This is a genomic window from Micromonospora sp. NPDC051296, from assembly GCF_040682255.1.
GTDB classification, from domain to species: domain Bacteria; phylum Actinomycetota; class Actinomycetes; order Mycobacteriales; family Micromonosporaceae; genus Micromonospora; species Micromonospora craterilacus.
In genome coordinates, this window is the sequence record NZ_JBFBAO010000060.1 from 1 (window position 1) to 24856 (window position 24856).

The 24856-nt window shown below is 70.2% G+C and carries 24 protein-coding genes; 13 read left to right on the forward strand and 11 right to left on the reverse strand.

Annotation, left to right across the window (positions count from 1 at the left end; genetic code table 11):
- Positions 1–934: hypothetical protein (locus AB0M52_RS09570; RefSeq protein ID WP_363951183.1), on the forward strand; the 934-nt coding region annotated here is incomplete at its 5' end.
- Between the two features lie 15 nt (positions 935–949).
- Here the strand turns inward: AB0M52_RS09570 and AB0M52_RS09575 are convergent.
- On the reverse strand, positions 950–1717 hold the full coding sequence (locus tag AB0M52_RS09575) for an SGNH/GDSL hydrolase family protein (RefSeq protein WP_363951186.1): 768 nt from the start codon (positions 1715–1717) through the stop codon (positions 950–952).
- A gap of 454 nt (positions 1718–2171) precedes the next feature.
- On the opposite strand from AB0M52_RS09575, the gene AB0M52_RS09580 reads away from it, so the two are divergent.
- On the forward strand, positions 2172–3221 hold the full coding sequence (locus tag AB0M52_RS09580; RefSeq protein ID WP_363951191.1) for a hypothetical protein: 1050 nt from the start codon (positions 2172–2174) through the stop codon (positions 3219–3221).
- Positions 3222–3298: 77 nt separating this feature from the next.
- On the opposite strand, the gene AB0M52_RS09585 is transcribed toward AB0M52_RS09580, so the two are convergent.
- Complete coding sequence (locus tag AB0M52_RS09585) at positions 3299–3664, reverse strand: hypothetical protein (RefSeq protein WP_363951194.1); 366 nt, start codon at positions 3662–3664, stop codon at positions 3299–3301.
- Between the two features lie 243 nt (positions 3665–3907).
- Here AB0M52_RS09585 and AB0M52_RS09590 point away from each other — a divergent pair, with 243 nt between their 5' ends.
- Positions 3908–4714 carry a helix-turn-helix transcriptional regulator gene (locus AB0M52_RS09590; RefSeq protein WP_363951235.1) on the forward strand — a complete coding sequence of 269 codons (807 nt, stop codon included), beginning with the start codon at positions 3908–3910 and terminating at the stop codon, positions 4712–4714.
- Positions 4702–4887, forward strand: a complete 186-nt coding sequence (locus AB0M52_RS09595; RefSeq protein ID WP_363951197.1) for a DUF397 domain-containing protein — start codon at positions 4702–4704, stop codon at positions 4885–4887. Before AB0M52_RS09590 ends, AB0M52_RS09595 begins: the two co-directional genes overlap by 13 nt.
- A 15-nt stretch (positions 4888–4902) precedes the next feature.
- Here the strand turns inward: AB0M52_RS09595 and AB0M52_RS09600 are convergent, their stop codons facing one another.
- From AB0M52_RS09600 to AB0M52_RS09610, 3 genes are all read right to left on the reverse strand, one after another.
- A complete protein-coding gene (locus AB0M52_RS09600) occupies positions 4903–5490 on the reverse strand; it encodes an SgcJ/EcaC family oxidoreductase (protein ID WP_363951200.1) in 588 nt (195 codons plus the stop codon).
- A gap of 85 nt (positions 5491–5575) precedes the next feature.
- A complete protein-coding gene (locus AB0M52_RS09605) occupies positions 5576–6484 on the reverse strand; it encodes an alpha/beta hydrolase (protein ID WP_363951203.1) in 909 nt (302 codons plus the stop codon).
- Positions 6485–6684: 200 nt separating this feature from the next.
- A complete protein-coding gene (locus AB0M52_RS09610; RefSeq protein ID WP_363951206.1) occupies positions 6685–7461 on the reverse strand; it encodes an HAD family hydrolase in 777 nt (258 codons plus the stop codon).
- Positions 7462–7638: 177 nt separating this feature from the next.
- Between AB0M52_RS09610 and AB0M52_RS09615 the strand changes: the two genes are divergently transcribed.
- The 5 genes from AB0M52_RS09615 to AB0M52_RS09635 all read left to right on the forward strand — a co-directional run bounded on the left by AB0M52_RS09615 (position 7639) and on the right by AB0M52_RS09635 (position 11214).
- Positions 7639–7776, forward strand: coding sequence for a hypothetical protein (locus tag AB0M52_RS09615; RefSeq protein WP_363951209.1), 138 nt, complete (start codon positions 7639–7641; stop codon positions 7774–7776).
- Between the two features lie 86 nt (positions 7777–7862).
- Positions 7863–9623 carry a proline--tRNA ligase gene (locus tag AB0M52_RS09620; protein ID WP_363951211.1) on the forward strand — a complete coding sequence of 587 codons (1761 nt, stop codon included), beginning with the start codon at positions 7863–7865 and terminating at the stop codon, positions 9621–9623.
- A gap of 54 nt (positions 9624–9677) precedes the next feature.
- Entirely contained in the window at positions 9678–10103 is a 426-nt protein-coding gene (locus AB0M52_RS09625; protein ID WP_111217577.1) for a CBS domain-containing protein, read from the forward strand.
- A 26-nt stretch (positions 10104–10129) separates the two neighbouring features.
- Positions 10130–10558 (forward strand): SufE family protein, encoded by a 429-nt coding sequence (locus tag AB0M52_RS09630; protein WP_111217579.1) that lies wholly within the window; start codon positions 10130–10132, stop codon positions 10556–10558.
- A 20-nt stretch (positions 10559–10578) separates the two neighbouring features.
- Positions 10579–11214 (forward strand): DsbA family oxidoreductase, encoded by a 636-nt coding sequence (locus tag AB0M52_RS09635; RefSeq protein WP_363951215.1) that lies wholly within the window; start codon positions 10579–10581, stop codon positions 11212–11214.
- A gap of 76 nt (positions 11215–11290) precedes the next feature.
- Here the strand turns inward: AB0M52_RS09635 and AB0M52_RS09640 are convergent, their stop codons facing one another.
- The 4 genes from AB0M52_RS09640 to AB0M52_RS09655 form a co-directional block, all read right to left on the reverse strand.
- Positions 11291–11839: a YbaK/EbsC family protein gene (locus AB0M52_RS09640; protein ID WP_363951237.1), complete on the reverse strand. Its 549-nt coding sequence runs from the start codon at positions 11837–11839 to the stop codon at positions 11291–11293.
- 98 nt (positions 11840–11937) lie between these two features.
- Complete coding sequence (locus tag AB0M52_RS09645) at positions 11938–12132, reverse strand: hypothetical protein (RefSeq protein ID WP_363951218.1); 195 nt, start codon at positions 12130–12132, stop codon at positions 11938–11940.
- Positions 12133–12211: 79 nt separating this feature from the next.
- Positions 12212–13543, reverse strand: coding sequence for an MFS transporter (locus tag AB0M52_RS09650; protein WP_363951221.1), 1332 nt, complete (start codon positions 13541–13543; stop codon positions 12212–12214).
- A 204-nt stretch (positions 13544–13747) separates the two neighbouring features.
- Positions 13748–14008 carry a hypothetical protein gene (locus tag AB0M52_RS09655; protein ID WP_363951223.1) on the reverse strand — a complete coding sequence of 87 codons (261 nt, stop codon included), beginning with the start codon at positions 14006–14008 and terminating at the stop codon, positions 13748–13750.
- 212 nt (positions 14009–14220) lie between these two features.
- Here AB0M52_RS09655 and AB0M52_RS09660 point away from each other — a divergent pair, with 212 nt between their 5' ends.
- A complete protein-coding gene (locus tag AB0M52_RS09660) occupies positions 14221–18699 on the forward strand; it encodes an HAD-IC family P-type ATPase (protein WP_363951225.1) in 4479 nt (1492 codons plus the stop codon).
- 26 nt (positions 18700–18725) lie between these two features.
- Here AB0M52_RS09660 and AB0M52_RS09665 read toward each other — a convergent pair whose 3' ends face one another.
- Complete coding sequence (locus AB0M52_RS09665; RefSeq protein WP_363951240.1) at positions 18726–19703, reverse strand: L-threonylcarbamoyladenylate synthase; 978 nt, start codon at positions 19701–19703, stop codon at positions 18726–18728.
- A 138-nt stretch (positions 19704–19841) separates the two neighbouring features.
- Between AB0M52_RS09665 and AB0M52_RS09670 the strand changes: the two genes are divergently transcribed.
- Positions 19842–20840, forward strand: coding sequence for an alpha/beta fold hydrolase (locus AB0M52_RS09670; protein ID WP_363951227.1), 999 nt, complete (start codon positions 19842–19844; stop codon positions 20838–20840).
- Positions 20841–21007: 167 nt separating this feature from the next.
- Here AB0M52_RS09670 and AB0M52_RS09675 read toward each other — a convergent pair whose 3' ends face one another.
- Positions 21008–22303 carry a hypothetical protein gene (locus tag AB0M52_RS09675; RefSeq protein ID WP_363951229.1) on the reverse strand — a complete coding sequence of 432 codons (1296 nt, stop codon included), beginning with the start codon at positions 22301–22303 and terminating at the stop codon, positions 21008–21010.
- A 714-nt stretch (positions 22304–23017) separates the two neighbouring features.
- Here AB0M52_RS09675 and AB0M52_RS09680 point away from each other — a divergent pair.
- Complete coding sequence (locus tag AB0M52_RS09680; RefSeq protein WP_363951231.1) at positions 23018–23836, forward strand: phosphoribosyltransferase; 819 nt, start codon at positions 23018–23020, stop codon at positions 23834–23836.
- Position 23837: 1 nt separating this feature from the next.
- Entirely contained in the window at positions 23838–24716 is an 879-nt protein-coding gene (locus tag AB0M52_RS09685) for a DNA-processing protein DprA (RefSeq protein WP_363951233.1), read from the forward strand.
- Positions 24717–24856: the final 140 nt, after the last annotated feature.

Below are 24856 nucleotides of genomic sequence, written 5' to 3' on the forward strand. Positions count from 1 at the left end.
CGTCGACTCCTGGCACGGCTGGGCGCTCTTCGACACCTGCGGACCGGACGAAGACAGCGGCCGGACGGACTGCTGGCGCGATCTCGCGCGTACCGTCGACCGTGGCGAGAACTGGCAGCTCACGGCCCTGCCGGCCGCGGCGAACCTGAGCGGGCCGGTCTACCTGCTGCCGGTCGACGACCGGACGGTGACCGTCGTGGTGTCCGGCGGGTACCTCGTCACCACCGACGGGGGTGTCTCCTTCACCGAGCACCCAGCCGCCGCTCCGCCGCCGGCCACCCGGCTCGGCGTGGCCACCCGCAGCGGCTTCCTGCTCCAGTGCCCGGGCGGCAACGGCGTGGCCGATCCGCCGTGTTCCCGGCTGGAACTCGCCCGGGTCGACTCGGTGGTCCCGAGCCAGCCACCGGTGACGCTGCCCGGAAACAGCGACCGACAGCTCATCGAGAGCGGCGACGGCCGGCTCTGGCTGGCCGTACGGGAGGGCGACCGGCTGACCGTGGTGGTCAGCGCCGACGGGGCGGCCACCTGGCGAAAGCTGCCTGCCGTGAAGCGCGCCGAGCGCCTGCTGGTCTCCCCGGACGGCCGCGACACCTGGCTGGAGGGCATCGGCGAGGGCACGTACAACGGGGCCGCCATGAGACAGATCTGGCAGCTGGTCGGCGACGGATGGCAGATACCGCTCGGCCTACCTCCCGACACGAAATCGGTGGCCGCGACGAACGGCGAGACGCTGGTCCTGACCGACGCCGAGGGCTTCGTGAGCTTCTGGATCAATTACCGATACTTCCACCCACTCGACACACCCCGGTCGGGGTGGATCCCCGCCTCCGTCCACGTTCTTCCCGACGACACCGTCACCGTGGTCACCTCGACCAGCACGATCCTCGGTACCGGCCCGGGCGTCGAACGCTCCTGGACCCACCTCTCCTACTGAGCCGGGTGGGGTTGCTCAGTCGGTCAGGGGGGTGAGGGTGGGGCGTTTGGGGGCGAGGGTGTCGCCGGAGGAGCGGCCGGTGAGGCGGCGCTTGATCCAGGGGGCCAGGTGCTGGCCGGCCCAGCGCAGGTCGGCGGTGCGGGCGGCCAGCCACGGGGTCGGCTCCGGGTTCGGCGGCACCAGCAGCCAATCCTCGTCGCAGCCGACGCCCAGCGCGGTGAGCACCTGGCCGGCGACCCGGCGGTGCCCGGCCGGCGAGAGGTGCAGCCGGTCGGTGCTCCACAGCATCGGGTTGAGGTAGGTGTCGTCGGCGTACAGGTCGACCAGGATCGCGCCGTGCCGCTCGGCGGTCTCGCCGACGGCCCGGTTGAGCAGGGCGACCCGGGGCGCGATCAGCCGCTGCCCGGGCAGCCGCGCCATCACGTCGGCGAACCGGAACAGCACCACGTCGGCCCCGTCCGCGCGCAACCGGCCCACCACCTCGTCGAAGCGGTCGACCAACGTTTCCGGCTCGAAGGTACGGCGCAGCACGTCGTTGCCTCCGGCGGCGAAGCTGACCAGGTCAGGCTTCATCGTCAGGGCGGCCGGCACCTGCTCGGACACGACGTTCGGGAAGGTGCGGCCCCGGATGGCCAGGTTCGCGTACCGGAAGTCGGGGCCGGCGTCGGCGGCGAGCCGGGTGGCGACCAGATCCGCCCAGCCCCGGAAACTGCCGTCCGGGTAGGCGTCGTCCAGGCCCTCGGTGAAGCTGTCCCCGACCGCGACATAACTGCGCCAGCGCACTGCTCACTCCTCCGGGATCCAGGTAAGGAAGGGCCCCTTCTTAACGCCTGCGGTAGTAAAGGGGCCCCTTCTTAACATTCGGAAGTCTGGCACCGTGCGGGGTCACCGGTCTGTCCCGTAGGCGGGAACGTGTCGGAGGTCATCCACACCTCGAGCGCAATGATCTCGTTCCCGGCCGGGCGGGTGGCGCGCTCCGGGCCGGCGGTAGTACCGCTGCGAGCCACCGGCGAATAGTGTGTCCTCAATCACACTATCGGCTCACCTGAAGGGTCCTGCTGTGGCTGTTGGTCATCGATGGCTGTCTCGGACAGTCGCCGCCGCGCTGCTCCTCCTTGCCGGCATGGCTACCCCCGCCAGTCCCGCCTCCGCGGTGGACACGGATGCGAAGTTCACCTTTGATCTGACCGGTACGACGGTTTCGTTAGGGGTCCCAAAAAAGAGGGTCCACCTGAGATTGACCAATCTGACCGACGAGACCCCGACCGCGATCGAGTTCAGGGTCCACTCCTTCGGGCCGGAATGGGACGAGAGAGTCACAGTCGAATGGGCGGAGCGCGGCGCCTCCGGCGAGTGCGACGGCGACTCCGCAAGTTGGTACTGCGGTGCCACCACGGTCGTGTTTCCGGAGTTGCTGCCGGCACCCGGCGGGACGGTGGACATCCCCATTGATGTTCACAACCGCGAGAGGCAGGAGCCGTTCGAAGGCAAGTTCATGATCGAAGTGAGCATGACCTGGGGCGAGCACGAAAAGCGGGTCACCGCCAGCGAGTGGTTCACGCTCAAGTTGGTCGACGATCCCGAAGCTGATCTGCTGGTGTTGGCGCCGGACGTGAAGCAGGCGGTGCGCGTCGGCGCGGGCGGCAGGCTCGAACCCACCGGGACTTTGCACCCGGGTGCGACGGGTGCGGTGCGGTACCGGGTCGTCAACCAGGGCCGGAAAGCGGTCAGCGGCGTCAACGTCACGCTGCGCCTGCCCGCCGGCGTGACGTTCACCCAGCCGCCGCAGGAGTGTGCAATCGACGACGACGGACGGTCGGCGGTTTGCGCCTACGATGCCCTCGCGCTCGTACCGGCCGGTCAGGACACCGACCCGAATGACAGCATTCACTCCGCTGTCGAGCTGCACAATCTGGTGACGGTGTCGGCCGCCACCCGGGCCCCCGTCACATTGGCAGGCGGAACTGTGCAGGTCGAGGGCTTGACCGAGCGGATCGACACCCAATCCGGCCCGATGCGTACCGAACTGCCGGCGAACGCCGTCGCCGTACCGGCGGCCGATGTGGATGCCAGCGACAACCAGGACGGGTTCGCCGTCGTGGTCGCCAAACGCAAAAGCGACAGTGGCGGGGACGACGGGGACGACGGCAGCAGCGGTGGTGGGGGTAGCTTGCCGATCACCGGGCCGCAGATCGGGCTGATCGCCGGAGCCGGTCTCGCCATGGTGGCGGGCGGCGGCATCATGCTGCTCCTCGCCCGGCGCCGAAACCGACTGCCGCACGCATAACGCCGTCGACGGCGATACCTCCCACACGCGCGGTGTCACCCCCCGAGCCACCCCGTTCCGGAGCTTCGGCACTCGCCTCAGCTCCTGCGGCAGCGGCCGGTGCAGGCTGGCGGCAGGTCGATCGCCGGGCGGCGGTACGGACCCCAGGCGACGAACCGCTGAAACAGCTCGCGGGGCGTCGGGCCGCCCTCCGGGTCCAGCCGGAACAGATCGTGGGTCGCCTCGTGGTACAGCCCGGACAGGTAGATGGCCAGGTCGAGCCAGCGGTCGTCGTACTCGACCCGGAGCAGCAGCCGAGCCTCGGCGCAGGGCCACGGCTGCCCGCATGCCCGGCACATCCAGAGCGGACGCAGTGGGAGGTGCTGCGGGCCGTTCAGCGGGTAGGCCCTGGGCTGGTTCGCGGGCCCGACCCGACGCGGCACGGGGAACTGGTTCGCGGGCATCTCCACCTCCGGTGGTAGCGGGGGTCAGGACTTCCGTGGCCGAGGGAGGGGCCGTCCCAGCACGGGGGAAGGCGGGACGGCCCCGGCGCAGGCCCACCCCGTCCCCGATGGATGGGAGCAGGACCGCTGCGTGACAGTTTGGTGATGGCGCGACTACCGTCGGAAGGCATCGACACCGGACGTGGCGACGCCATCGCCGGGCCGGGAAGCCTGCCCGAGCAGCCGACAGATCGTGGAGGCACTGTGGAATCCGAGCCGACCGCCGAACTGATCCGGGCACAGTTGCGCCGGCTGCGGCTGTCCGCCGAGCTGAGTCAGGAGGAGTTCGGCAAACTGGTGCACTTCTCCGGCTCGCAGATCTCCGCCATCGAGCTGGGGCAGCGCCCGTTCGACCGGCTCTTCCTCAAGCGGGCCGACGAGGTGCTGGAGAGCGACGGCCTGCTGCTGGGGCTGCTGCGGATCGCCGAGTTGCACGGCCAGCCGAGCTGGCTGCGGCCCTGGCTGGACGCCGAGCGCGCCGCCCGGCAGTTGCGCTGCTACCACCCGACGCTGATTCCCGGCCTGCTCCAGACCGAGCACTACGCCCGCGCGGTGATCCGCGCCGACGACCTGCTCAGCGACGACGAGGTGGAGCGGCGGCTGGCCGTCCGGATGGACCGGCAGGCGATCCTGGCCCGGCCGGACCCGCCGATGCTGGTCGCGGTGATCGAGGAAACCACGCTGCGCCGGGCCGACGAGAGCTTCCGGGGCATCATGACCCAGCAGATCGCCCACCTGCTCGATTGCGTGAAGCGCGGCGGCGTGCTGGTGCACGTCATCCCGGCCGAGGTGAGCGTGCACGTCGGTCATGCCGGCCCGCTCACCCTGGCCTGCGGCGTCGAGGGCGACTGGCTCGGGCACCTGGAGAACCATGTCGGTGGCACAACCATCGACAACAACGAGGAAATGGCTACGCTGCTGGCGAGATGGGAGGGCATCCGTAGCGTCGCCCTTCCCAAGGGGCAGTCCGAGCTGCTGATGAAGGAAGTGATGGAGTCGTGGACGATCTGACCGGCGCGACCTGGCGCAAGTCCAGCCGCAGCGCCAGCGGCGAGTGCGTTGAGGTCGCCGACAACCTGCCCGGCGTGATCGGCGTACGCGACAGCAAGGACGCCACTGGCCCGATGCTCACCTTCGCCGCGCCCGCCTGGCGCACCTTCATCGAGTACGCCAAACGGGGCTGACAACGGGCGAGGCGCCTACTTCTCCGGCATGGCCGAGGAGTGGTGGTTGACGATCAGCCACTTCCCGTCCCGCAGCTCGTAGACGAACGTGTAGCGGGCTTCGACCTTCGACTCCACCCCGTCCTTGGTCAGCGTGAACACGTAGACGCCCGTGTCGATGGCCGCGGTCGGGCCAAGAATCTTGATCTTCGACTCCTTGATCGTGCCGGACGGCCGTGACTCAAGGAAGTGCGTGAAGTAGTCGATGATCCCGTCGCGGTCGGTACGGACCTTGTTCGACACGGTCGGGAGCAGCACGGCGTCCGGCGCGTACCGGTCCGCCACCTTCTTCGGGTCGCGGGTGGCGAGTGCGTCATTCCACTGCTTGAAGAGATCCTTGATCTGCTGCTCGGTCGGTGCCTCGGTCGGCTTTGGCGTGGCGGTTGGCGTGGCAGTCGGGGTCGCGGTCGACGTCGGGGCGGTTGGCGCAACGGTGATCTGCGACGGCACGACGCCCGTCGGTGCGGCTTGTGGGGTGGTTGCCGCTGCGGCGCTAATGGCGCCGCCGACGACGAGGATGGCACCCAAGGCACCGATGACGATGCTCCTGTGCGTGCTGCGCATGCGTGGCTCCCGTCCACTCATTGATCGGTGGAGCCGAATATAGATGGTCAACAGTTGACCTGGTCGACAGTTCTCGCTCGGGCGATCAGCCGCTTGTCTGTAGGGTCCCGACCTGCATCACCGCATCGGCGAACGCCTGCGGTGCCTCCTGCGGCAGGTTGTGCCCGATGCCGCCGCTGATGGTGCGGTGCTCGTACGGGCCGGTGAACTGCTTGGCGTAGACCGCCGGTTCCAGGTGCGGTGCCCCGTTGGCGTCCCCTTCCAAGGTGATGGTGGGCACCGTGATGCTCGGTTTCTTGGCCAGCTGATTCTCCAGCTCCTGGTACTGCGGCTCACCCGACGCGAGGCCCAGCCGCCACCGGTAATTGTGGATCACGATGTCGACGTGATCCGGGTTGTCCAGCGCGGCGGCGCTGCGTTCGAAGGTGGCGTCGTCGAAGTTCCACTTCGGAGAGGCCGTCCGCCAGATCAGCCGGGCGAAGTCGTGCGTGTTTCTCGCATAGCCCTGTCGACCACGCTCCGTGGCGAAGTAGAACTGGTACCACCAGGCGTACTCGGCCTTCGGCGGCAGGGGCGCCTTGCCCGACTCCTGCCCGTCGATCAGATAGCCGCTCACCGAGACCAGTCCCCGGCAGCGCTCGGGCCAGAGGGCGGCCACCACGTCGGCCGTCCGGGCACCCCAGTCGAACCCGGCCAGTGTCGCCGTGCCCACGTCCAGGGCGTCCAGAAACGCGACGGCGTCGACGCCCATCGCCGCCGGTTCGCCGTTGCGCACCGCCTCGGCAGACCGGAACCGGGTCGTGCCGTGGCCCCGCAGGTACGGCACCAGCACCCGGTGGCCGGCCGCCGTCAGCAGCGGCACCGCGTCGGCGAAGCTGTGGATGTCGTACGGCCACCCGTGCAGGAGGAGCACGACCGGCCCGTCGGCCGGGCCGCCGTCGACGTACCCGACGTTCAGGACTCCGGCGTCGACCTGCCTCACCTCGTCGAACAAGCCACTACCCCCTACCTCGATCTGCCGGCTGGCCGACCGGCCGGGGCGAGCCGCTCCGGCGGGTTGACGACCGCTGGGGCCGGACGCCCCAGGGCGGCGAGGCAAACCTAGGGCTCCGCGACCGGCGCTGACGGCGGTTCAGGCAAGGACAAGGCGGCAGGTCTCCGCAGGGCTAGGATGCGGCGGACCGCCGCGTACCGTCAGCCCGTCCGATACGTCTCCCGGCTCTCATTGAGCAGGGCGAGCAGGCCGTGGCCGTCCTCGATCCGGGCGTCCGGTCGCAGCTCGGGGTGGGGTTCTTCGCGGTCGGTGCGGGGCGAGCGCATGAGGACGGCCGCCGCGACGCCGGCCCGCCGGGCGCAGGCCACGTCCCGGTGCACGCTGTCCCCGACGAACCAGCACTCCTCGATCGGTACGCCGATAGCCTCGGCGGCCAACTGCGCGAACCGTGGGTTCGGCTTACGGAGGCCGGTCTCGTCGCTGTAGAACTCGGCGACGAACAGCCCGGACAGCCCGACAGCGGCGAGGAAGTCGCGATGGGCGGCACCACAGAGGGTGTTGCTGACCACGGCCACCGGCAGCCCCGCCTCGGCGGCGGCCCGTAGCGCCTCCGGGATTCCCGGGCGCACCTCCCACTCGGCACGCCAGGTCCAGGCGTACGCCAGTGGGGTCGCCTCCCGCTCGACGGCGGCCCGGGCCGTCTCGGGCCAGTCGTGGGTGACGAAGTCGGCCCATACCCGGGCGGGCGGCAGCTCGACCGGCTCCGCCGCACCGCTGACCTCGTCCCGCCAACGCGAGTACGCCCGCGCCCCCTCGGTCAGGTCGGCCGCGATCCGCGCCTCCGGCACCGCCCCGCCGACCACCGCACCCAGCCGCCGGACCATCTCAGGAGCCGCCGCCAGTGACCCCGGCGCATCCACCAACACGCCCCCGAAGTCCAACAACAACCCACGAGGCGTACGCACCATGCCTCCCATCCTCGCGTAGTTCTTGGTACGAACGCGCCCCAGCGGGGGCACTTTCGTACCAAGATCCGCTGTTGGCAGTCGCCCAACTGTCGCTCGGGCAGCCATAGCGCTGGCAGGTTCGATCAAGGACGGACACGGGACAGGCCCCAGGCGATAAGGCCGGTGACGACACCGACGATGACGCCGGTGAAGAGGCTGCTGATCGCGGCGAAACCCCGGATGATGACCGTCAGCCGGCTGCTGGCCAAGCTGGACGCCCGCGACCGGACCGCGCTGGCCGTCATCGCCCACCGGGCCGGCCTGAGCGACCCCGATGGCGTCTGACCAGGCTCCCCACCGCCCACCTGCAACGGCGCGGCACCCGGCCAAATGGGATCGCCGCCGCCAGCCCGCAGTCGTACGCTGCGGCAATGCTGCTGCGCATGTCGACGACGCTGCTCCGGACCCTGCGCGAGGACCCGGCCGACGCGGAGGTGCCGAGCCACCGGCTGCTGCTGCGCGCCGGTTATATCCGCCGGGCCGCGCCTGGCGGATATACCTGGCTGCCGCTGGGCAAGCTGGTGCTGGACCGGGTCACCGAGATCGTCCGGGCGGAGATGACCGCGATCGGTGACCAGGAGGTGCACTTCCCGGCGCTGCTGCCGGCGGAGCCGTACCGAACCAGTGGCCGGTGGACGGAGTACGGCGACGACATCTTCACCCTGGCGGACCGGCGGGGTGCCGAGCACCTGCTCGCGCCCACCCACGAGGAGCTGGCCGCGCTGCTGGTGAAGGACCTGTTCAGCTCGTACCGGGACTTCCCGGTGACGCTGTTCCAGGTCCAGACCAAGTTCCGCGACGAGGCCCGACCCCGGGCCGGGTTGCTGCGCGGGCGCGAGTTCCTGATGAAGGACGCGTACTCCTTCGACCTGGACGAGGCGGGCCTGCGGGCGGCGTACGGCCGGCACCGGGACGCCTACCGGCGGATCTTCGACCGGCTGGGCCTGGACTACACGGTGGTGCACGCGATGTCGGGGGCGATGGGCGGCTCCGCGTCGGAGGAGTTCCTGGCCGCCACGCCGGTCGGCGAGGACACCTACGTGGGCTGCACCGGCTGTGACTACGCCGCCAACACCGAGGCGGTCACCACGCCCGCCCCGCCCGAGGGCGAGCCGCAGGCACAGCCGGTCGCCGAGGTGCACGACACTCCGGAGACGCCGACCATCGCCAGCCTGGTCGCGCTGGCCAACGAACGGCGGCTCGCCGGGCGGGACGACTGGACGGCCGCCGACACCCTGAAGAACGTGGTGCTGACCGCCCGTCGGCCGGGCGTTGAGGCGGCCGAACTGCTGGTCGTCGGGGTGCCCGGCGACCGCGAGGTGGACCTGAAGCGGCTGGCCGCCGCGCTGGCACCGGCCACCGTGGACGTCTTCGACGCCTGGGACGAGCATCCCGAGCTGGTCCGCGGGTACATCGGGCCGCAGGTGTTCGACAAGCTCGCCGTGCGCTACCTGGTCGACCCCCGGATCGTGCCGGGCACGGCCTGGCTGACCGGCGCTAACGAGCCGGGCCGGCACGCCACCAACGTGGTCTGCGGCCGGGACTTCACCCCCGACGGCACGGTCGAGGCCGCCGAGGTACGCCCCGGTGACCCCTGCCCGGCCTGCGCCACCGGCCGGCTGACCATGCGCCGGGGCATCGAGATCGGGCACATCTTCCAACTCGGCCGCCGCTACACCGACGCCTTCGCCGTCGACGTGCTCGGGCCCCAGGGCAAGCCGATCCGCCCCACCATGGGCTGCTACGGCATCGGGGTGTCCCGGGCGGTGGCCGCGATCGCCGAACAGCACCACGATGAGCGGGGACTGGTCTGGCCCGAGTCGGTCGCGCCGTGTGACGTGCACCTGGTCGCCGCCGGCAAGGGTCCGCAGCTGGACGCTGCGCTCGACCTCGGCGCCCGGCTGGCCGCCGCCGGCCTGCGGGTGCTGGTCGACGACCGCGCCGGTGTCTCCGCCGGGGTGAAGTTCACCGACGCCGAGCTGATCGGCATCCCGCGCACCGTCGTGGTCGGCCGTCGCCTGACCGACGGGTACGTCGAACTACGCGACCGGGCGAACGGAGAACGCACCGAACTTCTTCTCGAAACGGTGGCGGAGCGTCTGCTGGGCACGGTAGGCAGGAACGTGGTGTAGCCGTCGCGTGACGGGGTACCGCACCCCGATCGGCAGGTTTGTCTGGAGGCTCTGATGACCGACTACCGGGTCGTTGACGCGATGACCAGGCAGGTGATCTATCTGCCCGCGGAGACCACCCTCGAGGAGGCCGCCCGGGTGATGCGCGACGCCGACATCGGCGACGTGGTGGTCACCGACGGCGCCAACCTGGCCGGCATCTTGACCGATCGCGACATCGTGATCCGCGCGGTGGCGGAGAACTCCGACCCGACCGCCACCACCATCGGTTCGGTCATCACCCGGGAGGTAGTGATGATCGAGCAGTTCTGCACTGCCGGGGAGGCCGCGTCGCTGATGCGTGAGCGCGGCATCCGCCGGATCCTGGTCTGCGACAACGAGCGCAAGCTGGTCGGCATCGTCTCCCTCGGCGACCTGGCGATGCAGCTCGACCCGACCTCGGCCCTCAGCGAGATCAGCGAACAGTCGCCCACGGTGTGAGCGGGCGGCGCCGGTAGCCTGGCGGAATGCCCGAGATGCCGAGCAAGCTGGCCGAGATCGTCGGCGAGTTCGCCGCCGCCCCGCGTGACGTGGTGCTGGAAATGCTGCTGGAGTACTCCGACGCCGTACCGCCGCTGCCGGCCGAGCAGACCGGGCACGAGGGCATGGAGCAGGTGCCGGAGTGCCAGACGCCGTTCTTCCTGCGCGCCGAGGTGACCCCGCAGGGCACCGTACGCACGCTGTTCGACTGCCCGCCGGAGGCGCCCACCACCCGGGCGTTCGCCGGCATCCTCGCCGAGGGGCTGGCCGGCGCCAGCCCGGAGCAGGTGCTCGCCGTACCGGACGACCTCTACCAGCGGATGGGCCTGGCACAGGCGATCAGCCCGCTGCGGGTACGCGGCGGCACGGCCATCCTCGCCCGACTCAAGCGGCAGGTCCGGGAACAGATCGGCTGACCAGCGGGTTGTTTCCGGTCATGGAGATCGACATCTACGCCGACGTGGTCTGCCCCTGGTGCTGGATCGGCCGGCGCCGGCTGGAGCAGGCCCTGGCGTCGTACGACGGCAAGGTGAGCGTCCGGCACCGCCCCTTCCAGCTCGACCCGTCGCCGGTGACCGAGCCGGTGCCGCTGCTCGACGCGCTGGCCGCGAAGTTCGGCGGGCCGGAGCGGGCTCAGCAGATGGCCGCCCAGGTCACCGAGGTCGGCGCGAGCGTCGGGCTGGACCTCCACTTCGAGCGGGCGATCGCGGCCAACACCTTCGACGCACACCGGCTGATCAACTGGGCCGGCGAGCGGGGTCGTGATGGCGAGACCATCAACGCCCTGCACCGCGCCCACTTCAGCGACGGCGTCGACATCGGCTTCCGGGACGCGCTCGCGGCAGTCGCGGCCGGCGTCGGGCTGGATGGTGACGAGGCACGGCGCTTCCTCGACTCCGACGAGGGGGTGGCCGAGCTGACCGCCGAGCTGACCGCCGCCCGGCAGCTCGGGGTGACCAGCGTGCCCACCTTCGTGCTCGCCGGGAAGTACGCGGTCAGCGGCGCCCAGGAACCGGCCACCCTGCTCGCCGCCCTGGTCGAGGTCGACCGCCGCGAGTCCACCGGCGACTGATCCCGCCGTCGACCGCCGGCCGGCTCATCGACGTCGCTGATGTTTCACGTGCAACCAGATCGACGCCGATCGACGGTCAGGCCGGCCGGGCCAGGTCTTCCACCACTCGCGCACCCGGCAGTGCGGCCAGCGCCGCCCCGGGGAGCGCGATCTTGCTGTGCCGGACGCCCGAACCGACGATCACGTACGGCGTGGCCACCACCCGCGCGTCGACCAGGATCGGCCACTCCGGTGGCAGACCGATCGGGGTGATCCCGCCGTATTCCATGCCGGTCAACTCGACCGCGTCGGCCATCGGCGCGAAGCTCGCCTTACGCACGTCCAGCGCCCGCCGGGCCACCCCGTTGACGTCGGCCCGGGTGGTGGCGAGCACCAGGCAGGCCGCGTAGCGGACCACGCCCTCACGTTTGCCGGCGACCACCACACAGTTGGCCGACTCGTCCAGCCCCACCTCGTACGCGGCACAGAACGCCGCGGTGTCGGCAAGGTCCGCGTCGATCGGCGCGACCAGCACCGAGTCGACGTCGACCGGGGCGTCGGCGGGCCACTGGGCCAGCGCGGCAGCCACCGGCGGGGCCAGCAGGTCGGATCGGGTGCGGGCAGGCTCGGTCTTCAACGTTCCCATCACGGATGCGATCGTCGCATCCGTGCTGGGCGTGACCGCCAGCAGTCGGCCCAGTTGGCCGGCAACAGTCGACCGAGCCGGGGCGATCGGGTCACGGATCAGCCGTTGGAGAGAAAGCCGTGCTTCTGCAGCAGGTTCCGGTCCCGGGCCGCAGCCATCTCCTCCACCCGCTCGGCCTGGACGCGGCGCATTTCGATGTCCTCCAAGGCGTGGCGGACGGCGAGCCGGATCACTCCGTAGAGGAAGACGAACCCGCAGACGTACAGGATGGCGGTGGCGACGATCGTGAGCATGGCTCGACGGTAGGGCGAACGTGAACGGGAGCGGGTGTCATCTTGCCGCCGTTCGCCCGTACGTGTCGGGCCGACCTTTTCACCCCGGCGCCGGGCGCGGGCCAGGCACCACCCGACCCGCGAGCAACGCCCCGAGCAGCGCCAGTCCGGCGGCCACCACGAGCGTCCCCGCGTAGCTGGCCGGGCCGGGCGCGGCCCCCGCGGCGAGCACCGCACCGGTCAACGCCAGCACGGTCGCCGCCGCGAGCGAGTCGCACAGCTGCAACGACGAACTGTTGCGTCCCTGCTCGCCGGGGGCCGACAGCTCCAGGGTCAGCACCGACAGCGACGGATAGAGCAGTCCCATGCCGAGCCCGGCCGCCGCCCAGCCGAGCACGCCCACCCAGACCGGCACCGCCGGCACGACCGAAACCCCCACCACCGCGGTGCCGGCCGTGATACAGGCGAGCCCGGCCCTCGGCAGGGTGGCCCGGGACCGGGGCGCGCGGATCCGTCCCTGCAACCACGAGCCGAGCGACCAAGCGACCGCGCCGGTGGTCAGCACCAGACCGGCCGCCGTGGGCGAGAACCCCCGCTCCCGGGACAGCATCAACGGGATCACCACCTCGGCACCGACGAAGGCGCCCGAGGCCAGGCCCCGCAGCCCGACCACGGTGGGCAAACCCCGCCCGGCCCGCAGGAACCCGCCGGGCAGCAGGCGCGGGGCGCTGACCAGGAGCCCGGCCAGAGCCAGCCCGACCAGGACCACGGCGGTGACGCCGCGCTGCTGGCCCCCGATGTGCAACAGTGCGGCGCTCACCCCCGCCCCGCAGGCCCAACCGATCCGAGCCAGCACGCCGACCGGTCGGTGCACGTCCCCGACCGCCGGCCGGACCGGGCCGACCGACCGCAGGCCCGGATGAATCAGCAACACCGCTGGCACTGCCACCACCGGCACCGCCAGGAAGACCCACCGCCAGCCGAAGTGCTCCACGACCAGCCCGGCCAGCACCGGCCCGACCAGGGACGGAACGACCCAGGCGGCGGCGAATGCGGCGAAGATGCGGCGGTGCAGGTGCTCCGGGTACGCCTGCGCGACGATGACGTACAGCGCGACCGCCAGCAGGCCGGAGCCGAAGCCCTGCACGATCCGACCGACGACGAGCGTGCCCATCGCGTTCGCGCCACCGGCGAGCAGCAACCCGGCGACGAACCCGGCGAGGCCGGACCACATGGCTGCCCGCGGGCCCCGGGCGTCGCACCAGATGCCGGAGAGCACCATCGCCACCACGCCTGCGGCGAACGGGCCGCCGAAGGCGATCCCGTAAAGAGACAGCCCGTCCAGGCTGCGGGCGACGGTCGGCATGGCGGTGCCCACCGCGAGTGCCTCGAACGCCAGCAACGAGACCAGCGCCACGCTGCCCACCGTCATCGCCCGCAACCTGGGCGCAAGGAGAGCATCCACCCGGGTCGGGTCCGTCGCCGGAACGGTGGCCGTCACCGAGCGCCCGCGCTACAGCTCGTGCGGCACGGGCGGCGGCCGGGGACGGTGACCCCGGACCGGAGCGGGTCGATCAGCATGGCCCCAGCCTGCGACCTCAACCCACCTTGAGGTCAAGGGTGACGCGGCTTACCCTCAGGCGGTCTCCAGTGCCTCGCCGACCCCCTTCGCCAGCCCGGACAGGTGCTGGTCGGCCAGTAGATGCCCAGCGGTGATCACCAGCGCCAGCGGCCACTCGATCACCTGAAGCGCGGCGAGCACCCCGATCCCCGCGTAGTAGGCGAGCTTGTCCGGCGGCGGCACGGCCACCTCGCCGAGCCCGGGAATCTCCATCCGGCGGGTGAACGCCCGCAGCGTCTCGTGCGTACCGCTGAGCTGTCGTGTCAGTGCGCTCATGTCGGCCTCCCCTCTGACGATGACGCCCACCCCGGATTCCACCGCCGGGGCCGTCCATGCCCCGCCCGGGTAGGAAACTTCCCTCGCCTGAGCGGGCATAAGGGACGCGCCGCCGGGAAGCCAGGCCGCCGGGCACGAACGGTAGGAGGCGAGATGCGGCACGGCAGGGGCAGCGGGAAGCCGGTCGACCACCCGACCCGTCGTACCCGTCGATGACGTCCCTGGGCGGCCTCGTCCGCCGCCTCCGGCCGCCGGTCGCCCTACCGCCGGTGATGGGCGACGCCTCCCATACCGTCGGCGCGGCCGCCACCCGGCTGGCCCGGGTGGTCGGGCTGACCAGCCGGCGGGTGTGGTCCCGCCCGGGCCGACACCACATCGAGGTGCACGGCGTCTGCCAGAACGGCGGGGACGTCCTGGCCCGCCAGGTCGAGGCGGCGCTGGAGCGGCTTCCGGGTGTCCTCTGGGCCCGGGTCAACGCCCCGTCCGGGCGGGTGGTCGTGGCGGTCGGTACGCCGGAACCGAAGCTGCGCGACCTCATCGCCACCGTCGCGCGCACCGAACGCACCTGCCCGCACGAGCCAGACCCGGAGATTCCGCCGCCGCACCCGCCCGAAGAGGGGCCGCGTACCGCACGTACCCTCGGCGCCCTCGCCTCCGACGCGCTCGGCCTGACCATCTCCGCGGCCACCCGGATCCTGCCCATCACCCCGGTCCCGGGTGAGGTGTCCGGCCTGCTCAGCGCCATCGACCTGCACCCGAAGCTGCACGCCCTTGCCGGCCGGGGACTACGCGCCGACCCGCGCGCCGACATCCTCTTCCCGCTCGCCGAGGCAGTCGTGCAGGGTCTGACCGGCGGCTGGACGGGCATCGTGCTCGACGGGGCGCAACGGATCGTGCAGTGGGGTGAGGGCCTGGCCCAGCAGCATGCCTGGGAAAAGGCCGAACCCCGACTCACCGGTGATCCGGACCGCGCCGTCGCCCGTACGCCGCGCGACGAACGCCCCCGCCCCAAGCCGGACGGCCCCGCCGAGCAGTACATCACCCGGATGCTCGGCAGCGGAGCGGCGGCCGTCGCCGCCGCGACGCCGGTCGTCGGCCCGAAGCGAGCCGCCGCGCTGGGCCTCTCCGCGCTGCCCAAGGCGCCGGGCAGCGGGCGCGAAGGGTACGCCGCCCAGCTCGGCCGGATCCTCGCCCGGCGCGGCGTCATCGCGATGGACCGCAGCGTGCTGCGGGAACTCGACCGGATCGACACGCTGGTCCTGGACGACCGGGTGCTCGGCTCCGACCGGGGCGTACTGGCCGACCTGGCCCCGCTGCCCGGCGCCGACACGTCCCAGGTCGCGGCGCGGGCGTTCGCGCTCTTCGAGCCGGCGGCCCCGGAAGAGGTACGTCACCTAGACGGCTGGCGGCTCGGCCCGCTGGACCGGCTCGACGCGCGCGACCCCGGCGACACCGACGACAGCCGGCGGCTGCGCGAGCGCGGCGGCAACCTGCTCGGCCTCGCTGAGGGCGACGCCCTGGCGGCCGTGCTGCGGGTCGAGCCGGAGCCGGCACCGGGCGTCGACACCCTACCGACCGTCGCCCGGAAGGCCGGATTGCGGCTCGTCGTGGCCGGCGGCGACGCCCAACGGTACGGCTCCGCCGACGCGCTCCTGCCCGGCGGTGACCAGCTGGCCGAATCGGTACGCCGGCTGCAACGCGAGGGTGCGGTGGTGATGCTGGTCTCCGCCGACCGGGCGGCGCTGGCCGCCGCAGACTGCGGGCTGGGCCTCGCCGAACCGGAGGCGCTGCCACCGTGGGGGGCGCACCTGCTGGTCGGCACGGACCTGCGGGTCGTCGCGCTGATCATCGAAGCGGCCGGGGTGGCCCGCCGGATGACCGCGCAGAACCTGCGCATCGGCCTGGCCGGCACGGGCCTGGGTGCGCTCGGTGCCTTCACCGCCGCCCCCGCCCAGTTGCCCGGCCGCACGCTCTCCTCGGTCAACGGCGCGGCGGCGCTGGCCTTCGCACACGGGGTGTGGCGGGCCGGCCGACTTTCCGAGCGCACCGAGTCACCCGCCCCCGCGATCACCGCCTGGCACCTGATGCCGGTGCCGACCGTCCTCGACCAGCTCGACACGGGACGCGACGGACTGACCGAGGCCGAAGCCGAGCGCCGGCAGGCCGCCGGGCCCGGCGAGACATCCGGCCCGAGCGGGCTGCTGCGGGCCTTCGTCGACGAACTGGCCAACCCGCTCACCCCGGTCCTCGCCGCCGGGGCGGTGCTCTCCGCCAGCTTCGGCTCGCTGGTCGACGCGGCCCTGGTCGGTGGGGTGGTCGCCGGGTCCGCGCTGGTCGGCGCGGTGCACCAGCGCAACACCGAGCGGTCGCTGGCCGAACTGCTGTCCCGCTCGGCGGTCACCGCCCGGGTACGCCGGGCCGGCACCGAACGGGTGGTACCCGCCGACGACCTGGTACCCGGCGACGTGATCGTGCTCGAATCCGGCGATGCCGTACCCGCCGACTGCCGGGTGCTGGAATCCGTCGGGCTGGAGGCCGACGAGTCCTCCCTGACCGGCGAGTCGCTGCCGGTCGCCAAGACCGACCAACCGGTGGTGGCCGCGGCGGTGGCCGAACGCCAGTCGATGATCTACGAGGGGACCACGATCGCCGCCGGACGCGGTGTCGGCGTGGTCGTGGCCACCGGCGCCGACACCGAGGCCGGTCGCAGTCTCGCCCTGGCTCGGCAGGCACCACCGGCCAGCGGGGTGGAGGCCCGGTTGGGCCGGCTGACCCAGACCGCGATCCCGCTGGCCGCCGGGTCGGCCGTGGCGGTGGTCGGCGCCGGGCTGCTGCGCGGCGTACCCCTGGCGCAGACGGCCGCGACCGCGGCGAACCTGGCCGTCGCGTCGGTGCCCGAGGGGCTGCCGTTCCTGGTCAGTGCCGCCCAGTTGGCCGCCGCCCGGCGGCTGGCCGAGCACGGCGCGCTGGTCCGCAACCCACGCACCATCGAGGCGCTCGGCCGGGTCGACGTCCTCTGCTTCGACAAGACGGGCACCCTCACCGAGGGGCATCTGCTGCTGGCCGCAGTGGGCGACGCCGACGGGTACGCCTCCGTGGAAGAACTCGACGAGCGGCTTCGGCGGACCCTGGCGGCGGCGCTGCGGGCCACCCCGGCCGCCGATAACCCGGAGGAACTGTCCATGCAGACCGACCGGGCGGTGCTGCGCGGAGCCACCACCGCCGGGGTGGCCGAGCAGGACGGCGCACCCGGCTGGCGGGCCGTCGGCGGAATGCCGTTCGAACCGTCCCGCGGCTACCACGCCACCGTCGGGGAGACCCAGGAACGGACGCTGCTCAGCGTGAAGGGTGCGCCCGAGAGCGTGCTGCCCCGCTGCGCCGCCCGCCGCACTGCCGGGCGGGACGAGCCGCTGGACGACGCGGGCCGCGCCGAGCTGCAACGGCTGCTCGGTGAGCGCGCCGGGGCGGGGCACCGCATCCTCGCCGTCGCCGAATGCACGCTCGGCGACCCGGACATCGCCGACGAGGACGTCCGCGGCCTGGTCTTCACCGGGTTCCTGGCGCTCGCCGACGGGGTACGCGCCAGCGCCGCGCCGGCCGTGCGCCGGATCCGCCAGGCCGGCGTGCACACCATCATGATCACTGGAGACCATCCGGCGACGGCCGAGGCGATCGCCGCCACCATCAGCGACCATCACACGCAGCGGGTGGTCACCGCCACCGAACTCGACCAGCTCGACGACGACGCCCTCGCCGCCCGACTGGCCGCCACTGACGTGGTGGCCCGGTGCACCCCGGCGCACAAGGTCCGCATCATCCAGGCGCTACAGAAATGCGGACGTACCGTCGCGATGACCGGCGACGGTGCCAACGACGCGCCCGCCATCCGGCTGGCCGACGTGGGCATCGCCCTCGGTCAACGCGGCACCCCGGCGGCCCGGGCCGCGGCCGACCTGGTGGTCACCGACGACCGGCTGGAGACCATCATCGCCACCCTGGTCGAGGGCCGGGCGATGTGGTCCTCGGTACGCCATGCGCTGAGCATCCTGGTCGGTGGCAACCTCGGTGAGATCGCGTTCAGCGTGCTGACCGCCGCCGCCACCGGCCAGGCCGCGCTCAACGGGCGCCAACTGCTGCTGGTCAACCTGCTCACCGACATGGCACCCGCGCTGGCCATCGCCGTCCGGCCACCCGGCGGCGACCACGCCGACGGTCTGCTCCGCGAGGGGCCCGACAGCTCGCTCGGCGAGACGATGACCCGGGAGATCGGGCTGCGTGCCGCCGCCACCACACTCGGCGCGACCGCCGGCTGGACCCTGGCCCGTTACACCGGCAGCCGGCAGCGCGCCGGCACTGTCGCCCTGGTCTCCCTGGTCGGTACGCAGCTCGGGCAGACCGTGCTGGCCGGCGGCACCAGCCCGTCCGTGCTCGCCTCGACCGCCGCGTCGATCGGCGTACTGGCCGCGGTGGTGCAGACCCCCGGGGTGAGCCAGTTCTTCGGCTGCACCCCGCTCGGGCCGGTGGGCTGGACCATCGCCACCGGTTCGGCGGTCGGCGCCACCCTCGCCAACGGCGCGCTCACCCGACTGGTCGCCCGACTACCGCAGGTCAACGGCGCGGAGCAGGACGACGGGGCAGAGCAGGACGACGGGGCAGAGCAGAAAGGCGGTGCGAAGCAGGAGGAGTCCTGACCAGCCGCGGCAAGCCGGAGGTGGCGTCAGCCGGCGGGTTGCCAGGTGGCGGCGGCCCGGCGGAGCCGGTCGTTGACCGCCCGGCCGACACCCGTCTCCGGCACCGGCTCCGCGACGATCTCGGTCACCCCGGCCGCGTCCAGCCGATGCAGCGCGTCAAAGAGCCGGGCCGCGGCCTCGGTCAGGTCCCCGGCGGCGGAAAGCACCTCCACCGCCGCCCAGCCGTCCGCCGGCCGGTCCCGGAACGCCAGGTAACCCCGCGCCACCCCGGCACCCGGCGGCGACCCGGCCGCCACCGCCTCGTCGACGGCCAGCAACCGCAATGGCGTACGTGGGGCGTAGTGCGCGGCCAGGGTGCCCGGCGCCACCGGCTGCCCCGAGCTGCCCGGGCGGATCGTCACCGGGCCGGTGACCTTCTCCAGTTCCTCGACCGGCAGAGCGCCCAGACGCAGCACCACCGGACGCTCCCCGCGGGCGTCCACAATTGTCGACTCGATACCGCAGCGGGTCGGCCCGCCGTCGAGCACCACGTCCACGGCGGCACCCAACCCGCGTACCACGTGCTCGGCGCGGGTCGGGCTGAGCTGGCCGAACCGGTTGGCGCTCGGCGCGGCCACCGGCACGCCCGCCGCCGCGATCAGCCGCCGCGCGTGATCGTTGTCCGGTACCCGGACCGCCATCGTGTCCAGCCCGGAGGTGACGATCGGCGGGATCGCCGCCGGCCGGTCCACGATGAGCGTCAGCGGCCCCGGCCAGAACCGGGCCGCCAACGCCGCCACCGCCGCCGGCACCGGCCCGACCAGCGGCTCCAGGTCGGCCGCGTCGGCGAGATGGGTGATCAGCGGATCGAAGCTCGGCCGCGCCTTCGCCTCGAAGATCCGGGCCGCCGCCCGCGCGTCCAACGCGTTCGCACCCAGGCCGTAGACGGTCTCGGTGGGAAAGGCCACCAACCCGCCGGTACGCAGGACGGACGCGGCCTCGGCAAGGCCGCTGTCGGCGGACAGGAGACGGGGAGATCCGTTGCTCACACCGTCGACGCTAGCCTGCCGCCGGTTGCCGGCCCGGCGGTGCCCCGATGTCGCGCGCTCCCGGCCAATCGGCGTGATCTGTCGCCTGGCAATGACGGCAACTACTTTGTCGGCATGTTCTTCGAGCCGGTGTCCACGGAGCTGTCATTCGAACACGACGGAGACAAGCTGGTCGGCGACCTGGTCCGACCGCCTTGGCCGGGTCCCCACCCTGCGGTGGTCTTCGTGGAGGGGTCCGGACCGGGCGGGCGCGACCTGGGCTCGTGGCCCACGCGACTCGCCGCCGCCGGCTTCGCCAGCCTCGCCTACGACAAGCCTGGTTCTGGTGCCTCGACCGGCGACTGGACCCGCCAGACGCTTGCCGACCGCGCCGAGGAAACGGTGGCCGCGGTGCGTGCGCTGCGAATCCGCGATGACGTACGGCCCGATGCGATCGCCCTGGTCGGCGGCAGCCAGGGTGGCTGGGTAGCCCCGCTGGCGGCAACGATGGATGACACGGTCGCGGCGGTGGTGACCGTGTCGGGCCCGGGCGTCAGTGTGCTCGCCCAGGAGGAGTATCGGCTCCGCCACCAGCTCCCCGCCGAGGGTTTCACCGACACCGACGTACAACAGGCGTTGGTGCTGCTCCACGACCAGATCCACCGGCTCCGGTCCGGCGAAGATCCGGTACGGGTACACGCCGGGCAGGCGCAGTGGCACGACGCCCCGTGGTATCCGCTGCTCGCCGGCACGACACCCCGTTCGATCGCTTTCCTCGCCGGGATCGCGGACCATGACCCGGCCCGCGCGCTTACGGCCCTGCGCTGCCCGCTGCTGGCCATCTTCGGTGCCGACGACCTGCTTGTGCCGGTGGACGACAGCGTCCGGGCGATCAGCGGCATCCTGCGGGACGCAGGCCATCACGACCACGAGATCGTCGTCTTTCCCCGCGCCGACCACAACATCCGCGTCTACGCAGGCGAAGGGCCGGCGCAGATGAGCAACGGCCACTACACGCCAGGCGTAAGGGCACCGGGCTTCGACGAGCTGCTCGTCACCTGGCTACAGCGCCACTGTCCTCGTTCCGGAGGCAACCGGCGAAATCAAGCGAGTTCGCCAAGCTGGAGTGTATGAGTGGAGCCCAGGGGACTCGAACCCCTAAGCCGCGAGCCTGGCTCGCATCGGGTCGAAGCGGACCGATCGACGCTCCGACCTCGTTCCGACCGGTCAGCGCCTCTCGACGTTTCACACTGCTTGCGGCGCTCATCTGTACTGGCGTTGTACTAGTTGATCAAGCGCTGTTAGCCGCGGAACATGTTCGAGAGGTGCCAGGCGAAGTAGGCCGAGCTGGCCTTCGTGTAGGCGCTGACGGGTCGCCCTTCGAGGTCGACGAGTTTGCTCGCGATGGCCTTGTGCTCTGGCTCGAAGCTGCTGGTGACGACATGGCCGTTCTCGTTGACGCTGACGTAGCCAGTCTCGAAGAGTGCGTCGCAACCGAGGACACAGGCGAGCATCCCCACGTGCGACAGGTCTCGGCGTTCCGTGTCGGTGCAGACCGACCGCGGCTTGATGTGCGCTGCCCAGAGGAAGCGTGCGGGGTAGGTCTCGCCACAGATTGCGCACTCAGCTTCGGACATTGAGCCGAGCAGACGGCGCCGGAGAGCTGGTTGTTCTCCTCGCTGGGTCCCAGCAAACGGCTTCTCAAGGCTCCCTGTGAAGGGATCCGTTGCGTCCTTGTCGGGCAGCGGCTGTGGGCTGGTGTCTGGCTCAGCCGCGGTGCCGTCCTGGAAGCTGATAACGGGAGGACTGCCAGTCGCCTGTGCGTAGGGCAACTTAAGTAGGACGGCGCCGATGAAAGCGCTCCGGTAACCGATCTGGTCGGGGTGGATCGTGACTGAACCCTCGGTCCGTAGAAGTTGCAGCGCGTTCTCGACCCACGCGATCGGTACCGGCTGCCCGGCGGGTGAAGCTTCGGTAGCAACGATGACGTTAGGCGGCTGGACCGCGAGGATCTTGTTCGTCTGCCCCTTGACAGTGAGCAGAGGTACGCCAATGAGCACACGGAGCAGCTCGACCGCTTCCATCCGCGCTTCGCTTGGCACATAGCTGCCGGCCGCGACTCCCAAAGCTGGGAACCGGTCGCTGAAGCTCGCCATGACCGCCTCCCCGAGCGTCTTGCTCAGGGGAAAGAGGTAGCCCTGCTTGACCTTGCCCGCACGATCGAAAGGCCCAGCCTTCGGCTCCCTCAGCCGTTCATCAAGCTGCAACTCGTCCAAGCCAACCGCGTACGCAGCCTCGCTGTAGGTGGTTCGGATCATGCGTCCGTCATCGTCCCACGTGTCTTGCGGCAGGTCACCGGGCCGGTGTGCGTCGACTGCGGCGATAGCGACCACGCTGAGCGCACGGATGCCCTTCGCGTAGTGGAGAATCACGTCCCCCGGCCGCACGTCAAGCATCGACTGCCAGTGCACAGGCTGGATGCCATTCTCCTGTGCCTTGGGCGCCCAGAGGATCCCGGCCTTGCGCTCCTGCTGGTAGGTCTTGCCCTGGTTCACCCACCAGTAGCTCGTCGTCTGCACCAGCTTCTTTTCCGCCATGGTGTCCGGTCTATCCACTCCCGCCAAGGAAGGCAAGACCCGCGTTCGGTCGAGGATGCCAGGCCGGCAACAACCTCCGCATTGCAAAGATCGAGACTGCTGTCTGCGTGCGTCGGTGACTGCCGCTGGCCTGCTCGCCGTGTCGCCCACCGTCGACCGGGGACCATGTGGGTCGGCGGGCTTGGCTGTACGGATGGCTGTACAGCCACCTTTTGATCCGTTGCTCCAGGCGATGCGATCCCCCTACGGCCTCTGGTCGCCGGATGTAGCTCCTGGGCTGGCGCGCGCCAGCACAAGAATCGGACATTCGGGCGGTTTTCGCAATATGAACACCTCGCAAAGTCGCCCGTTCTAATCCGAATTGACTTCGCTAGGCATCTGTCACATATACGACTTTCATTTGTTTCCCCCACCACTCCCAGCCTGCCGGTCAAGTCTGTTGATCGAGTTTGCGCAACCGTTATCGACCGCTATCCGCGTTATCGATCATGCGCTCCACCTGCCGAAACACTCCACGCCGCCTGCCCTAACGATCACTTAGGGCTTCCAGCTCGAACTGTCGTTCGATAGTCTGCTTTGCAGGATCTGAAGTTCAGCGAGGCAAGCGCGTCTAGGGCCGCCCCGTGTCGTTGTAAGTCAGACTCCCAACCGAGGGTGATCTTGTCGTAACGTCGTGCTTTCATACCTCACGGCGCATACGCAGGAGTTCCTCACATGTTCATATGGCCAGCTTTCGAGAGCGACAGCAGAGCGAACCGACTGAAGGCTTATGAGGTGGGTAAACCCGTGGACGCGGCTACGACAGCCCGTTGGGTGGATCTCTGCGGCCCGGAGGAGGTGGCTACACAGGTGGCACTGGCCTACCCCTCGTCTGTACGTGTAGAAGTACCTCCCGGCAGGAGAAGCGAGTGGAGCCACCGCTTCTTCTTCGAAAGCGGCCCTCCCGACTCCCTTACCGGGATGCTCGACTTTCTTAAAAAGTATCTGACTCTCACCGCGACGCCACGTCTAGATTTTGCGGTCGCCTTCGACTGGTACAAGAAGCCAGAGGACGGCGTGGAGCCTAACCAGTGGAAGAATACAACCGTGGGCGAGCTTGTGTATCGCGGCAAGTATTACAAGCTTAATCCTATTGCGCAAAGAAGGGCGCTTACTCAACTTGCAACAGGCACAGCTAAAGCGATAGCAATACACCCCTTGTACTCTTCGGCCACCACCGTCATCACAGTCCCAGGGCACAAGAACGATGGCAAGAGCTTCGGAGAGAAATACGCTGCAAGGGTTGCCTCCGAACTAGAAAAGACCTTGGTTGTAACTGAGTGCACGATAGGCGAGCGCCCTCCGGCCAAAGAAACGGGATCCGCCGACCTTGATGGAAAATTTCACATTCGCTCGACATTAGCTGGGCCAGCAATTATAATTGATGATGTGTACCGTTCCGGGGGCTCATTCCGTGCAACCGCTTTAGCCGCACTCCATGCAGGCGCCACCCATGTCTATGGTCTAGCAGCGGTTAGGACACTGAGGAATTAAGATGAGTGATCTTAGGGTTCTTGACAACGAGTCTCTGGTGCTTGCCATCACGGCCTTCATCAACCCTAGGACACCGTCTCAAATCTTTGCCCTCCTGCGCACCGAGGGTCGGGCTAGCCTGCGAGATCGATTCGAAACACTTCCCCCTTCGCACCAAGAGGATATTGTTCGCAAGGCTGCGGAGATGGCGGATAAGGGAATCGGCGTCTTGCTATTCGGGGACGATGACTACCCCGCGAAACTGGGGCCACTTGCCTCTAGTAGTCCAATCCTATTTTATTGGGGAAACTTGGACTTACTCAAGATTCCAGGACTCGGCATGTGTGGGTCACGGCGAGCTTCAGAGCTCGGCCTCAAAGCAGCCTTGGCTTGTGGTGAGGAGGTCCAAGAGCAGGGCGTAGTCGTAGTCTCAGGGTATGCCAAGGGCGTAGATACTGAAACACATCTAGCAGCTCTCCGTGGAGGCGGTAAGACCATCATCGTACTTGCGGAGGGGTTCGACAGCTTCCGCATCAAGAAGACCTTCCCCCGGGAGCTGTTTCGCCGCGAGAACGTGCTAGTTCTCTCGCAATTCGCGCCTCGGCAGCCATGGTCGGCGGGTGGCGCAATGACAAGGAACCGGCTGATTTACGGCCTTGGGCTTGCGCTTGTGGTCGTGGAGGCAGGAGAAAAGGGCGGAACGCTCGCGGCCGGCCAGGGCGCCCTTGATACAGGCCGCCCCGTCTTCGTCCTTGATTTCAACGGGTCCACACCCGCAGGGAACCGGCTACTCCTAGACAAGGGCGGAATACCCGTCTCTACTCGCAAACGACTTGGCGAGGAGATCCGGAAATTGTTAGCCAAGGCGCGTACGGCCAAGCAACAGTTGTCTTTGATCTAGAGACGGCGTCCGTCACCGCTGCTCCTACCATCCGCCCAAGCCATCCCGTCTGCCGCCGACCCACACACCGTGGAGCAGACCAGGGCCAGGGTGACAAGGTGGAGCGCCCTACCGGACGAACGACCTTGTCGCCCTGGCCC

Bases quoted from the DNA above. Each gene is read 5' to 3' on its own strand.
- AB0M52_RS09585 (WP_363951194.1), bottom strand. From the start codon at position 3,664: ATGCCCGCGAACCAGTTCCCCGTGCCGCGTCGGGTCGGGCCCGCGAAC.
- AB0M52_RS09600 (WP_363951200.1), bottom strand. From the start codon at position 5,490: ATGCGCAGCACGCACAGGAGCATCGTCATCGGTGCCTTGGGTGCCATC.
- AB0M52_RS09610 (WP_363951206.1), bottom strand. From the start codon at position 7,461: ATGGGAGGCATGGTGCGTACGCCTCGTGGGTTGTTGTTGGACTTCGGG.
- AB0M52_RS09620 (WP_363951211.1), top strand. From the start codon at position 7,863: ATGCTGCTGCGCATGTCGACGACGCTGCTCCGGACCCTGCGCGAGGAC.
- AB0M52_RS09625 (WP_111217577.1), top strand. From the start codon at position 9,678: ATGACCGACTACCGGGTCGTTGACGCGATGACCAGGCAGGTGATCTAT.
- AB0M52_RS09630 (WP_111217579.1), top strand. From the start codon at position 10,130: ATGCCCGAGATGCCGAGCAAGCTGGCCGAGATCGTCGGCGAGTTCGCC.
- AB0M52_RS09635 (WP_363951215.1), top strand. From the start codon at position 10,579: ATGGAGATCGACATCTACGCCGACGTGGTCTGCCCCTGGTGCTGGATC.
- AB0M52_RS09640 (WP_363951237.1), bottom strand. From the start codon at position 11,839: ATGGGAACGTTGAAGACCGAGCCTGCCCGCACCCGATCCGACCTGCTG.
- AB0M52_RS09645 (WP_363951218.1), bottom strand. From the start codon at position 12,132: ATGCTCACGATCGTCGCCACCGCCATCCTGTACGTCTGCGGGTTCGTC.
- AB0M52_RS09650 (WP_363951221.1), bottom strand. From the start codon at position 13,543: ATGACGGTGGGCAGCGTGGCGCTGGTCTCGTTGCTGGCGTTCGAGGCA.
- AB0M52_RS09655 (WP_363951223.1), bottom strand. From the start codon at position 14,008: ATGAGCGCACTGACACGACAGCTCAGCGGTACGCACGAGACGCTGCGG.
- AB0M52_RS09660 (WP_363951225.1), top strand. From the start codon at position 14,221: ATGACGTCCCTGGGCGGCCTCGTCCGCCGCCTCCGGCCGCCGGTCGCC.
- AB0M52_RS09670 (WP_363951227.1), top strand. From the start codon at position 19,842: ATGTTCTTCGAGCCGGTGTCCACGGAGCTGTCATTCGAACACGACGGA.
- AB0M52_RS09675 (WP_363951229.1), bottom strand. From the start codon at position 22,303: ATGGCGGAAAAGAAGCTGGTGCAGACGACGAGCTACTGGTGGGTGAAC.
- AB0M52_RS09680 (WP_363951231.1), top strand. From the start codon at position 23,018: ATGTTCATATGGCCAGCTTTCGAGAGCGACAGCAGAGCGAACCGACTG.
- AB0M52_RS09685 (WP_363951233.1), top strand. From the start codon at position 23,838: ATGAGTGATCTTAGGGTTCTTGACAACGAGTCTCTGGTGCTTGCCATC.